This window comes from Bradyrhizobium sp. NBAIM08 (genome assembly GCF_020193935.1).
GTDB classification, from domain to species: Bacteria; Pseudomonadota; Alphaproteobacteria; order Rhizobiales; family Xanthobacteraceae; genus Bradyrhizobium; species Bradyrhizobium yuanmingense.
This window is the reverse complement of sequence record NZ_JADYVR010000029.1, coordinates 1-11,334: the sequence shown is the minus strand read 5'-3', so window position 1 is coordinate 11,334 and position 11,334 is coordinate 1. Positions and strand designations below refer to the sequence as shown.

12 protein-coding genes and 1 pseudogene are annotated in these 11,334 nt (G+C 65.4%); 5 read left to right on the top strand and 8 right to left on the bottom strand.

Annotation, left to right across the window (positions count from 1 at the left end; genetic code table 11):
- Positions 1 to 165: 165 nt before the first annotated feature.
- Positions 166 to 1,026 carry a DMT family transporter gene (locus I6F37_RS38050; protein WP_225154106.1) on the top strand — a complete coding sequence of 287 codons (861 nt, stop codon included), beginning with the start codon at positions 166 to 168 and terminating at the stop codon, positions 1,024 to 1,026.
- Between the two features lie 172 nt (positions 1,027 to 1,198).
- Positions 1,199 to 1,483 carry a hypothetical protein gene (locus tag I6F37_RS38045; protein ID WP_225130809.1) on the top strand — a complete coding sequence of 95 codons (285 nt, stop codon included), beginning with the start codon at positions 1,199 to 1,201 and terminating at the stop codon, positions 1,481 to 1,483.
- A gap of 82 nt (positions 1,484 to 1,565) precedes the next feature.
- On the opposite strand, the pseudogene I6F37_RS38040 reads toward I6F37_RS38045, so the two are convergent.
- Positions 1,566 to 2,492: pseudogene (locus I6F37_RS38040) on the bottom strand (LysR family transcriptional regulator); the annotation flags it as partial.
- 96 nt (positions 2,493 to 2,588) lie between these two features.
- On the opposite strand from I6F37_RS38040, the gene I6F37_RS38035 reads away from it, so the two are divergent.
- Positions 2,589 to 3,443: an NAD(P)H-dependent oxidoreductase gene (locus tag I6F37_RS38035; protein ID WP_225154104.1), complete on the top strand. Its 855-nt coding sequence runs from the start codon at positions 2,589 to 2,591 to the stop codon at positions 3,441 to 3,443.
- Between the two features lie 48 nt (positions 3,444 to 3,491).
- Here I6F37_RS38035 and I6F37_RS38030 read toward each other — a convergent pair whose 3' ends face one another.
- Complete coding sequence (locus tag I6F37_RS38030) at positions 3,492 to 4,700, bottom strand: EAL domain-containing protein (RefSeq protein ID WP_036008509.1); 1,209 nt, start codon at positions 4,698 to 4,700, stop codon at positions 3,492 to 3,494.
- Between the two features lie 553 nt (positions 4,701 to 5,253).
- Positions 5,254 to 6,417, bottom strand: coding sequence for a hypothetical protein (locus tag I6F37_RS38025; RefSeq protein WP_036008508.1), 1,164 nt, complete (start codon positions 6,415 to 6,417; stop codon positions 5,254 to 5,256).
- Positions 6,418 to 6,752: 335 nt separating this feature from the next.
- Here I6F37_RS38025 and I6F37_RS38020 point away from each other — a divergent pair, with 335 nt between their 5' ends.
- Entirely contained in the window at positions 6,753 to 7,394 is a 642-nt protein-coding gene (locus tag I6F37_RS38020; RefSeq protein ID WP_036008506.1) for a helix-turn-helix transcriptional regulator, read from the top strand.
- Positions 7,395 to 7,463: 69 nt separating this feature from the next.
- Here I6F37_RS38020 and I6F37_RS38015 read toward each other — a convergent pair whose 3' ends face one another.
- From I6F37_RS38015 to I6F37_RS46125, 5 genes are all read right to left on the bottom strand, one after another.
- Positions 7,464 to 7,712 carry a hypothetical protein gene (locus I6F37_RS38015; protein ID WP_036008504.1) on the bottom strand — a complete coding sequence of 83 codons (249 nt, stop codon included), beginning with the start codon at positions 7,710 to 7,712 and terminating at the stop codon, positions 7,464 to 7,466.
- A 151-nt stretch (positions 7,713 to 7,863) separates the two neighbouring features.
- On the bottom strand, positions 7,864 to 8,238 hold the full coding sequence (locus tag I6F37_RS38010; RefSeq protein ID WP_036008515.1) for an Hpt domain-containing protein: 375 nt from the start codon (positions 8,236 to 8,238) through the stop codon (positions 7,864 to 7,866).
- 154 nt (positions 8,239 to 8,392) lie between these two features.
- Positions 8,393 to 9,091 carry a Crp/Fnr family transcriptional regulator gene (locus I6F37_RS38005; protein WP_192893380.1) on the bottom strand — a complete coding sequence of 233 codons (699 nt, stop codon included), beginning with the start codon at positions 9,089 to 9,091 and terminating at the stop codon, positions 8,393 to 8,395.
- Between the two features lie 186 nt (positions 9,092 to 9,277).
- Positions 9,278 to 9,988 carry a Crp/Fnr family transcriptional regulator gene (locus tag I6F37_RS38000; protein WP_225154103.1) on the bottom strand — a complete coding sequence of 237 codons (711 nt, stop codon included), beginning with the start codon at positions 9,986 to 9,988 and terminating at the stop codon, positions 9,278 to 9,280.
- Between the two features lie 311 nt (positions 9,989 to 10,299).
- The gene (locus I6F37_RS46125; protein ID WP_225154108.1) at positions 10,300 to 10,512 is read right to left on the bottom strand and encodes a hypothetical protein; all 213 of its coding nucleotides are present in this window, start codon (positions 10,510 to 10,512) and stop codon (positions 10,300 to 10,302) included.
- On the opposite strand from I6F37_RS46125, the gene I6F37_RS37990 reads away from it, so the two are divergent.
- A complete protein-coding gene (locus tag I6F37_RS37990; RefSeq protein WP_225154107.1) occupies positions 10,417 to 10,806 on the top strand; it encodes a response regulator in 390 nt (129 codons plus the stop codon). The two genes, I6F37_RS46125 and I6F37_RS37990, sit on opposite strands and share 96 nt — an antisense overlap.
- Positions 10,807 to 11,334: the final 528 nt, after the last annotated feature.

The following is an 11,334-nucleotide window of genomic DNA, read 5'->3' as shown; positions in this document are numbered from 1 at the left end:
CACCTGACCCCGACCTCGTCCAGCCCCCCACCTAACCCATTGATCTTGCAACCCCCGTCTACTGTGCATGGGGTTGTTTTCGCACCTTTGTTGTTCCATGGCTGAACGCCAAGCGTTCGACCGCCACGGCACCAGGCCAGCCGCCCCCCACCAAGCGAGACCAACATGCACTCTTCCGCCAGCGGCTGGGGCAACGGGCTTCTCGGCGTCATCATCTTCAGCGGCTCGCTGCCGGCGACGCGGGTGGCGGTCGGCGGCTTCTCGGCGCTGTTCCTGACGTCGGCGCGCGCGGTCATCGCGGCGCTGATCGGGGCGGCGGTGCTCGCCGTGCTCCGGCAGGCGCGGCCGCAGCGCCGTGATCTCGCCTCGCTCAGCATCGTCGCCATCGGCGTCGTAATCGGCTTTCCGCTGCTGACGGCGCTCGCGCTCCAGCACATCACGTCCGCGCGCTCCATCGTCTTCATCGGCCTGTTGCCGCTGGCGACCGCGATCTTCGGCGTGCTGCGCGGCGGCGAGCGGCCGCGGCCGCCGTTCTGGCTGTTCGCTGGGCTCGGCAGCGCCACGGTGGCCGGCTTTGCCCTCACCGGTGACGGCGCGGCCTCGCTTCAAGGCGATCTGCTGATGGTCGCCGCGATCGTGCTGTGCGGCCTCGGCTATGCCGAGGGCGCCGCGCTGTCGCGCCGCCTCGGCGGCTGGCAGGTGATCTCCTGGGCGCTGCTGCTCGCGCTGCCCTTGATGCTGGTGCTCGCCGTGCTGACATGGCCGCCGGTCTGGAGCGGCGTCAGTGTGCCCGCCTGGATCGGGCTCGCCTATGTCTCCGTCTTCAGCATGTTCGTCGGCTTCATCTTCTGGTACCGCGGGCTCGCCATCGGCGGCATTGCCCGCGTCGGCCAGCTGCAGCAGCTGCAGCCATTCTTCGGTCTGGCGCTCGCCGGTCTTCTGCTGGGCGAGCCGGTCGCAGGAAGCATGATCGCCGCGACGGCGATCGTGGTCGCCTGCGTCTTCTTCGCGCGGCGGTTTGCGTGATGCCTCTCGCCTCACACCCGCCACATCACCGTCCGCGTCAATGCGCTTCCTGCGGGGTCGGGGCGATCGACATCTGGCGCCATTGTCATGCGGCCGCCAAACCTTGATCTAGATCAACGCCCGTCCCGGCGCAGTGTCTGCCTTTGCTGCATGAGAAGCGAAGGAGGACGTCATGCGACAGGGAACCAAATTGTGGTTGGCGGGCGCCGTTGTTGCCTGCGCAGCATTGACCTCGGTGCAGTGGTCGGCAGAGGACGGGCTTTCATTCTCGATCCAGAGCGCGGAAGCCCGCGTCGGCCGGCCGGCGACGCCGGCGAGTGTTGCGGGCGTCGCACGTCGAACGACGCGTCGTGCCGTGGTCGGTGGCGCCGCCGTCGGTGCAGCAGCCGCAGGAGCCGCCGTCGTCGCGCCAGCCTGCGTCCGCGTGCTGGTCAACGGCGTCTGGGTCTGCCGCTAGGCCTCACTGCTGCCCCATCACCGTTCGCGTCAGCGCGGCCTTCGCGAACTTCTTCGGCGGCATCGGCTTGCCGAACAGAAAGCCCTGATTGGGGCCTTTCGATCCCGGGTAGTCGCGCGATCTCTCCGGCGAGGAAATCGACCAGGAGGCGTACGCGCGCAATGCCGGACCGCTCCGGCACGATCAGCATGTTCAGCGGCACGGGCGGCGGCGAATAGTCCGGCAGCACGCGTTCGAGCCTGCCGTCCGCGAGCAGGTCGCTGACCAGCCACAGATGCGCCGGCGCAATGCCGCGGCCCGCCGCGAGCGCCTCACGCGCGGCGAGCCCGTGATCCAGGCGCAGCCGCCCCTCGAAGGGTATCGCATGGCGGCCGCCGCGGCGCCCCTGCAGCACGAGGACATCGCTGCCGGCGATGTTGGACATCCGAACGCCCTCGTGCTTGGCGAGGTCCTGCGGGCGCGCAGGCCGGCCACGCGCGGCAAGATAGCCGGGTGCGGCCACGAGCAGCCGCCGCGACTGTCCGAGGGACTTCAGCTTCATCGAGCTTTCGGCGAGCGGTCCCAAACGCAATGCGACATCGACGCCCTCTCTGACGAGGTCGATCCGCTCGTCGGTCAGGCTGAGGTCGACCGACACCTCCGGATAAGCGTCCTGGAAGGCGAAGATCAAGCGGCTGACGTGGAGCACGCCGAACGCCGCGGTGCAGGAGACCCGCACCGTTCCGGCCGGCGCGCCGCGCGTCGAGCGCGCCTCGTCGCCGGCCTGCTCGACGAGACGCAGGACATGCACGCAGTCGGCGTAGTAATTGCGGCCCTCCTCCGTCACGGTGACCCTGCGCGTGGTCCTGGTGAGCAGCGGCACCCCGACCGCCTGCTCCAGCTCCCGAATGTGCCGCGTCACCGTGGACTGGCCGACCCCGAGCTCGCGCGCGACCGCGGACAGGCTTCCGCGCTCGGCAACGCGCACGAAGCTGCGCATGCGCTCGAGCGTAACCTCCGGCCTATCCATTTTCCGGCACAATCTTATCCATCGGCTACGTCTACCGGATCGCGGGCCACCGCGCTATCTGCCGAGCCACAATCCTCAATCCAATGGTGCCCGAACATGAAAGTGTTGATCGTCTATGCTCATCCTGAACAGCGCTCGCTCAACGGCTCGCTCCGGGATGTCGCCGTCAGAGAGCTCGAGGCGCAGGGGCACGAGGTGCGGGTCTCCGACCTCTATGCCGAGGGCTGGAAGTCCGAGGTCGACCGCGGCGACTTTCCGTCGCTGCCGGTCGATGCGCGTCTCGCGGTCGCCGCGGCATCCAAGCAGGCGTTCGAGGCGGGCACGCTGACTGCCGACGTCAAGGGCGAGATCGAGAAGCTGCTGTGGGCGGATGCTCTGATTCTGCAGTTTCCGCTGTGGTGGTTCAGCATGCCCGCGATCCTGAAGGGCTGGGTCGACCGCGTGTTCGCCTACGGCTTCGGCTATGGTGTCGGCGAGCACAGCGACAAGCGCTGGGGCGACCGTTACGGCGAGGGGACCTTGGCCGGCAAACGCGCGATGCTGATCGTGACGGCCGGCGGCTGGCAGGACCATTATTCCGCCCGCGGGGTCAACGGGCCGATCGACGACCTGCTGTTTCCGATCAATCACGGCATTCTCTATTATCCCGGCTATGACGTCCTGCCGCCGTTCGTGGCCTATCAGGCCGACAGATTCGATGAAGCCGCTTTCGGCGCGACGGCCGAACGCCTGCGCGAGCGGATGAGAACGCTTGCGACGACTTTGCCGATTCCCTATCGGCGCCAGAATGGCGGCGATTACATCATTCCGAGCATGAAGCTCCGCGCCGGGCTCGAGTCTCCCGGAGCGCGCGGTTTCGCGCTCCACCTCGATTCCGCTGACGAAAGCGGCGCGCCGGGCGAGCTAGGCACGATGCGGTCGACGGCGGATCTCCGCGCGGCAACGGCGTAGTTGAGGGATCGCACGGACGCAGCTCTCAAGGCCCGGGAACGCGCGCGCTCATCCCATCACGGTGCGCGTCAGCGCGCTCCGTGCGAACTTCTTTAGCGGCATCGGCTTGCCGAACAGAAAGCCCTGCACGACATCGAAGCCGATCTCGCTCGCCGCGACGAGGTCGGCGCGGCTCTCGACCCCTTGTGCTACCGCGCGCGCGCCGAAGGTCTGCGCCAGCTCGACGATGTGACGGCACACCGTGCGCTTCAGCCGATCGCCGCCGCTGCCGGTGACGAATTGCCGGTCGGCCTTCAACTTGACGAAGGGAATCTTGTCGAGGTCCATCAGCTGTGGCCAGTTGGCGCCGAGATTGTCGATCGACAGGCCGATATTGTGTAGGCCAACTTCGCGCGCGACCTCGGCCAGGAGATCGAGCTCGCGGATCGCCTCCTCGCTGTCGATCTCGACCGTCAGTCCGCCGAAGGCCGGATGCGTCGGCACGCGGCGGCACAGATCGCGCACCGCCTGCGGCTCCCTGAGATAAGCGGCGGGAAGATTGATCGACAGGTCGACCGGACTTTGCTGCTCCAGAAGATAGTGCCAGTCCTGCATGGCGCGATCGATCACGAACTCCGACAGCTCGCGAAAATGCGGATCGTGCGGCTCCGGGATGAAATAGGCCGGCGGCACCACGCCCCAGGTCGGATGCCGCATCCGCACCAATGCCTCGGCGCCGTTGCGCACCAGCGTGCGCGCGTCGATCTTGGGCTGGTACCAGAGCTCCAGCCACCCGGCATGCAAGGCCTCGCCGACATGCACGGCCGGGCTCGGCGCCGGCTCCTCCGGCAGCAGCATGGCAACGCGCTCGCGCAGCGTCTCCGCGGCAAAGGGCGTGGTCAGCGGCGGCAGCATGGCAAGGCCATATTCGTCGCCGACCTGCCGCACGGCCTTGACGATGATCGAATCGCGGGCGCCGACGGCGAGAACCTTGCCGGCAAATGCCTCACGCACCAGGACTTCGAGGAATCGTCCCGGCTCGATGCCGTCGGCGGCGACGCCGAGCAGGATCAGGTCCGGCAACTCGCTCGCGAGCACCGTCTTCAGCTCGTCGGCGCTGGCACATTCGCAGGTGACGAAGCCGAGATCCTCGAGGATCTCGCTGAGGAACGCGCGCAAGTGACGCTTGCTGTCGGCCACGCAGGCGCGCGGCGTCACCTTTCGCCGTCCGAAGGTCACAGGCCTTCGTCCGACGAGTTCAATCATCCCATCGTTCATCGTACACCACTCCCGTTCCGTGACGGTTTCTTAAACGCGGAGCGTGGGTTCAAATAAGGAGAGCTTCACATCGTTCTTGAATTATCTGAGTAACGTTAAGCCCTGCAATTCGAGCTAATTTGTCGACGAAATCTTTGGGTGCACGCGCGCGGTTGTCCCGCGGCGGCGATGAAGCCGGCGCAACGTGAATCGGCGGCGGCTTTCACGCTTGCGTCTTCCCGCGATGCGCGCATCGTCGCCTTTCGCTCGTGACGGTCATGCGACAACGGGTCCGCGCCAGCGGCCGAGAATGTGAAGCACATCACACGCGCGTTGCCGCGCTCGCGCTAAAGCTCCCCCGAGCCGGTGGAGGGCTGTCGAGGACTACAGCTATGTCGATGCGGCGAATGATGTATTGGTGGTTCAGGTTCGTGCTGTCAGGGCGATTCATGGATCGCTTCCTGTGCCTGCCGCGCTAGCCGCGCGGCACACGGTTTTTCGTGGCCGAACCGGGTCTAGAGCATGATCCGGAAAAGTGTGCAGCGGTTTTCCGGAAAGATCATGCTCAAACGCTTTAGGTTTGCCCGATCAATTTGCGGAACGCCGCGGCACCGTCCTGCATCGCGTCGCGTCCCTTCCAGGCCAGATAGGTCAGCTTGCCACCGAGCGTATCGTGGCTGCGCAGCCGCCGCGAGCCGAGAATGTGGCCGACATTGGCAGGGAAGCGGCTCACCTCTGCGGAGACCAGCGCCGCAATCGCGTCCATCAATTGCTGGAGGCGGACGCCCCATTCGCATTGCTCGATGCCGTCGATGCGGACCTTGAGCGCATATTCGGTGTCGTAGATTTCGGCGAGCAGGTCGCGGGCGATCAGCACCCGGTTGTGCCGGAGTGCGACACGCAGCGCGAGGCGCTTGTCGTCGAGCCGGTCGAGGACCATGGGAACGACGCAGGCATAGGGGGTGGCGGCGACGTCTGCGGCGGCCTTGCTCGCAGCGGCTCGGGTCGCAAGCCGCACCAATTGCCAGGACGTCCTCAGGCGTCGCGCCACCAGTGCCAGCGCGAAGGGCAGCGCCTGGGGATGGGCCTTCTTGAAGGCGTCGAGCTGCGCGGTGATCTGAGCGACCTGGCCGTCGTCGAACTTCGCGATCTTGTCGGGCAGCTTCGCGTTGAACTTCGGCAGTGCATCGCCGGCGCGCAACACGTGCAGCATCTTCACGACGTCGTCGAAGGCGGTGCGCGAGGCCGTATATTGCCCGAGCTTGGCGCGCGCGGATTCGGCGCTCTCGGGCGAGGCGAGGGTGCTCTCGAGGACCTTGACGACCTTGATCTGGAAGGTCGAGGCGATCTTCTGGACTTCCTTCGGGTTGTTGGCCGCGACCTGGTCGCCGATCGCCTTGATGTAGTCGCGCGCCATGGTCGGCAGCAGGTCGCGGCAGATCCATTCCCAGATCGGGGTGAGGGTATTGCGCGAGATCCGCCCCATGTTGGCATGCTCGGGCGCGCCATCGATCAGCAGCAGCTCGAGCGGCGCGAAGAAATAGCGCGACGGGCTGGTGGCGCGCGCCTGGGTCGATCCGTCCTTGCGGAATTCGGCGCGCAAGCGGGCCTGGATGTCGGCCGAACCCGGCATGTCGATGCCGCACAGCTCGAGCCGTTCGAGCTCGCTGAGCAGACAGCTGCGCGACAGCGGCGTCAGCCTCTGCAGAAATTCCGATAGCCGGTCGATCTCGTCCATGGCACGCAATCTTTCGCAGCGTGGCCCGCGGGCTTGCGGGCCCAATGCGTGGAGGCATTTGCGCGCTCTCAACCTCCCTAGAGAAGCAAGTCGCCGTTAATTAATCCGTAAAATCCGGGGGGTGGATGTCGGAGCAAGGCGTTCGCCGAGGAGCTTTCCCGTTCCCACCCCACGATTTCGGCAGAAAACTCAACCGCTGCATGGTCGCGTGCGGCACCGCGCAAGCACAAATTGTGCCGAAGTCGTCATTTCAGCGTAAAACCGTCTAAATCACCGTAGTCATACGGAGCAAAAAGTTAATCACAGAGCCGCCCCGGTTCCGCTAAACGAGTGACATGGGGTCACAGAATGATACGGCCACCGATTCGCGGCCGTCGGCATGGCACGAGAGCAGCGCTGCTTCAGCTGAAGAGCTCGATTTCGCCCGCCTGAGCGCCTTGCGTGCCAAGGCGGCCGACGAAATGGCGGCTGCCATCGCCCGCGAGCTCAATGGCCCCCTGACCGCGCTGCTGCTCTACATGGGCGAGATCAAGCACCACAGCGATCAGCTCGTCCCCGCGACCGGCGATCGCGCCTATTTGCAGCGGGTGGTGGAGAACGCGCTGGCCCAGACCGAGCGCGTTTGCGGCCTGGTCAAGCAGCTCGCCGGCCCGCCCAAGGGCGGCTCCAAGGGCGGCTCCAAGGGCGGCTTACCCAGCCCGTCCGAAGAAGTGGAATCGAAGGCCGTCCGCGTGCTGCAACCGCCGCGGCCGCCGAGCGCCAATCTGATCGGCCCGTCGGGCCAGAAGCGGCTGACCAGGCGCGAGCGCGAGGTGCTGAGGCTGATCAGCGAAGGCTACTCGAACAAGCAGGGTGCGCTTCGCATGCAGATCAGTCCGCGCACTTTCGAGAGCCATCGCGCCGAGGCGATGCGCAAGCTCGGTGCGCGCAATACCGCGGACCTCGTCCGTGCGGCGCTGCTGCATTCGATCGACTGAGGCCGGGCCCGTCGCCCGCCGTCGGGCGAGACCCGACGCCTATCTCGAAAGTTGGGAAATCCGTGGCGCTCAGAAATAATCTTCGGCGAAGGGACGTGCGCGCGAGGTGGGACGCAGCGGCTTGATCTCTTCCTTCGGCGCGCTCGGAATGATCGTGATGGTCCAGCGGGGGGGAATGCTCGATTCCTGCTCCAGCACCGAGCGCACGAAGCCGGTCACGGTCGACTCGCCGGCCTTCACCGTCGCCATCCGGCCGTTGAACTGTGCGATCCGGAAGCGACGAACCTCCTTCTGGTCTGCGGTCTCGTAGGTGAACATGGAAAACCCTCCTGGTTTTCCGGGACTATCGCCAGCTATGATTAGCCATCTGTGAAAATCGCAAACCGTAGAAGTACGGCGGGAATGCACGCGCGAGTAGTTCGGAGCGTTTTCACGCGAAGCAGCGCGACGAGCGCGCATCCCAAGCGAGCTAGCCTTGCGGCTCCTGCGCATGCGCGGCGGCGTAGGCCGCATCCATCAGGTCCAGCAGCGCGCGGAATTCGGTCTCGCCGAGGCTTTCCGCGGTTTTCTCCAGCCGGAGCGCCAGCGCTGCCAGCCTGAGATAGCCGAACGTTCCGGCCGCGCTTTTCAAAGAATGTGCTTCGCGCGCGATCCTGGCGTGGTGCTGCGCAGGCGAGAGCGTTCGGAACGATTCCAGGCGCGCGCAGGTCTCGCTCCAGAACACGTCGCGCACTTCGCCGGCACCGTCCTCGCCGATCTCGCGCACCAGCGCTTCGTACGCGCGCGGCTCGCGCGCGGGTTCGGCATCGATCGCGTTCGCAAGCCCGACGGTGACGTCAAACATGTCTTGCCTGCCCTGATCCCGGTTCGTGTCGCGCGGCACGCCGCCGCGCGAGGCATGTCGCGTTTGTACGGCCTTCGAATTTCAGTTCTGGTAGCAGGATGGCTGGTGTTTGCAGGCCGGCATTAGCCCGCGGTTTACCAAGCGACCGCGGCGTTCAGGGCGGGCCGAGCAGCCGGTCGTACTGGGCCTTCACGGCGGCGTAGCATTCGCACGCCGTCTGGCGCAGCCCGTCCAGGTTGGTGATCTGGATGTGTCCGCGGCTGTAGTGGATGAAATTGGCCTGCTGCAGGGAGTTGGCGACCAGCGACACGCTGTTGCGCCGGGCCCCGATCATCTGAGCCATGGTCTCCTGTGTCAGCAGCAGACGCGACTCGCCCGACATGTCATGCGTGTGCAGCAGGCAGCGCGACAGCCGCGACTCCACCGGATGAGCGGCGTTGCAGCCCGCGGTTTGCTGCACCTGGGCGTAGACCGCCAGCCCGTGACGCGCAAGCTGCGTGCGCAGGGCGCTGCTCTGATCGGCGGCCATGCGCAGGCGGTCCAGATCCACCACCGAGGCGGCGCCGGGAACCAGCACGATGGCGGTGTTCAACGCACACGCATCACCCTCGATGGCGAGCGTTCCGAGCAGGCTGCCGCGGCCGATCATGGCGACCTGCACATGCTCGCCTTTGGCCAGTTCAACCACCAGCGAGATGACGCCGCGGTGAGGAAAATAGGCGCGCATGAGCGTCTCGCCGGTCTCGACCAGCACCGCCCCGTGGGGCAGATCCACAGTTCGCAGGTGCGGGCGGATCAACTCATAATCGTCTGCCGACAGTGCGGACAGGAAACCGTTGGACGGACGCGCCATGCTTTCCAAAGCTGCCTCCTCCGTACCCTTGCACCTGGGAATCGCACGCCTGCACTCACGCGGTGCGCGGGTAAGTTCCATCATCCTCGCGGCGGGATATATTGGCAATTGAGACAAGTTGTCCGGCCCTGGCGATGCACCGACGCTGCGTGCACGTCGGAACACAGAGATCGCATCGTGCTCCCGTCACGCCACGACTCCCATCAGGCGCAGGTGATGGGCCTTCACCGCCGAATAGCAGCCGCAGGACGTCGCCAGCAGCGCCTTGGGATCGATGATCTCGATCTGGCCGCGGCTGTAGCGAATGATGCCGGCGCGCTGCAGCGCATGCGCGACCAGCGAGATCGCGTTGCGGCGGACGCCGATCATCTGCGCCAGCGCCTCCTGGGTCAGCGGCAGGATTTGGCCGTCGGACAGGTCGTGGGCGCGGAGCAGCCAACGCGCGAGCCGAGCCGCGACCGGATGCAGCGTATTGCAAAGCAGCGATTGCTGCACATACGCGAGCATGACCTGCTCGTGGCGGACCATCAGCTTGCGGAGGCGTGCGCTTGCGGTCGCGGCCGCGCGGAAAACTCCGATTTCGATCACCGAAGCAGCTCCTGGGAACAGCACAACTGCGTCCATCGGCGAGATGCCGTCGGCAAGGGCCGCACCGGCCCCCACGACGCTGTCGCGGCCCAGCATCGCAATTTCGATCGTCTGTCCTTCGGACAGGCTCACCCTGATCGAAACGCATCCACCATGCGGGAGGTAGACATGTCTCGGTGCAGTGCCGATCTCGCCCACGACAGATTTGCTGACCATTTCAACCGTCGCGAGGTGCGGACGCAGCAGATCGAAATCCGCGGCATCGAGCAGTTGCAGCAGCTGGTTGGTCGGGCGGCCGCTCACGGTCATGCAGGTTAATCCGGCGGGTTCGATGGACGCTGGGAGCGGCGGCCTTCGTCACTCAGTTGCACGGCGCGCAAATACTAATCTAAAGGTTGTGGTGTCGTCCATATACCCGTTAGAGGGCAGACAGCCTGTCTCATTTGCGGCGGAATTAAGTAGCGCACGCTGATTCGTTGACGAGGCGGCCGTCCTGCAACGATTGCGCAGGGAAAAAGCGGCAAGGGGGCCTCAGGAGCCGGAAGGCATTGCAGTCGCGCTGGCCATCGGGCCGGCTCGCGTCGCCTCGACCGCGTCCGCGAAAATGTTAGTTTCATCTCTCATCGAAAGCAAAGGAGAAAGGCGTGCCCCACGGTTCGATTGTTGAATCGCCGGAACGGGAAGCTCAATCCGGGCGAGACGATCTGCGCCATATTCTCGTCGTCGACGATGACCCGATGGTGTGCATGGCCATCGAGGTTTACCTCCAGCGCAACAATTTTCGGGTGACGATCGCCGAGGGTGGTGAAGCCGGACTGCGCGCCCTCGGGCACAAGCAATTCGATCTGATGATCATCGACATCTTCATGCCGCACATGCGCGGGTTCGAATCGATCCGGATTTTCCACGAGCGGGCTCCGGTCATTCCGCTGATCGCGATGTCCGGCTACGCCTTCGCGAATTTGGACTCGCCCGCGCCGGACTTCCTGCGGATGGCGCTGGAGCTCGGCGCCGCGCGCTGTCTGCGCAAGCCGTTCACGCCGCACGCGCTGCTCGCCGCCATCAACGATTGTCTGGCAGAGCCTCGCCCCCGCTCCGACATTGCCACGGCCGTGCAGCTCGGTTAGCGCGACACGAGCCGCTTTCCCCGCGGGGTAACGCTTCGTTTACCTCGAGCGTGGACCGCCTAGATCCGGCAACGCCCAAGCACTCGCGCGACGAGGGCGCGGCCGGCTTGCCTCGACCGCCTCTATCGTTCTTCACGAGCAGGACTTTCTCGCACGCCGCGTCGCGCGATAGTGGCTCGTTTACCGCGCGGCTCCCGCCGTTGCGGCGCGGGGATGGTTTTGCCGAAAAGCGCTGCAACACGCGGCAGAACCGCAAACTTCTCTTCAAAATCCGTAGTAGCACGGAGGATGAAATTAACGGGACTGTGAAAGGGGATGTCTAACGATCCAAAATAGGGCGTCCGTCCGTGCCAAGGGTGGCTCGGACGTCGCGTTTGCGGCCCGGGTCAGTAAGGCGTAGCTCATGGATGATCTGTTGCGGGAGTTTCTGACGGAGACCAGCGAGAGCCTGGACACCGTGGACAATCAGCTGGTGAAGTTCGAGCAGGAGCCGAACAACGCCAAGATCCTGGATAACATCTTCCGCCT

Bases quoted from the DNA above. Each gene is read 5' to 3' on its own strand.
- I6F37_RS38005 (WP_192893380.1), bottom strand. From the start codon at position 9,091: ATGGCGCGTCCGTCCAACGGTTTCCTGTCCGCACTGTCGGCAGACGAT.
- I6F37_RS38010 (WP_036008515.1), bottom strand. From the start codon at position 8,238: ATGTTTGACGTCACCGTCGGGCTTGCGAACGCGATCGATGCCGAACCC.
- I6F37_RS38035 (WP_225154104.1), top strand. From the start codon at position 2,589: ATGAAAGTGTTGATCGTCTATGCTCATCCTGAACAGCGCTCGCTCAAC.
- I6F37_RS38050 (WP_225154106.1), top strand. From the start codon at position 166: ATGCACTCTTCCGCCAGCGGCTGGGGCAACGGGCTTCTCGGCGTCATC.
- I6F37_RS38020 (WP_036008506.1), top strand. From the start codon at position 6,753: ATGGGGTCACAGAATGATACGGCCACCGATTCGCGGCCGTCGGCATGG.
- I6F37_RS37990 (WP_225154107.1), top strand. From the start codon at position 10,417: ATGGTGTGCATGGCCATCGAGGTTTACCTCCAGCGCAACAATTTTCGG.
- I6F37_RS38030 (WP_036008509.1), bottom strand. From the start codon at position 4,700: ATGAACGATGGGATGATTGAACTCGTCGGACGAAGGCCTGTGACCTTC.
- I6F37_RS38025 (WP_036008508.1), bottom strand. From the start codon at position 6,417: ATGGACGAGATCGACCGGCTATCGGAATTTCTGCAGAGGCTGACGCCG.
- I6F37_RS38045 (WP_225130809.1), top strand. From the start codon at position 1,199: ATGCGACAGGGAACCAAATTGTGGTTGGCGGGCGCCGTTGTTGCCTGC.
- I6F37_RS38000 (WP_225154103.1), bottom strand. From the start codon at position 9,988: ATGACCGTGAGCGGCCGCCCGACCAACCAGCTGCTGCAACTGCTCGAT.
- I6F37_RS38015 (WP_036008504.1), bottom strand. From the start codon at position 7,712: ATGTTCACCTACGAGACCGCAGACCAGAAGGAGGTTCGTCGCTTCCGG.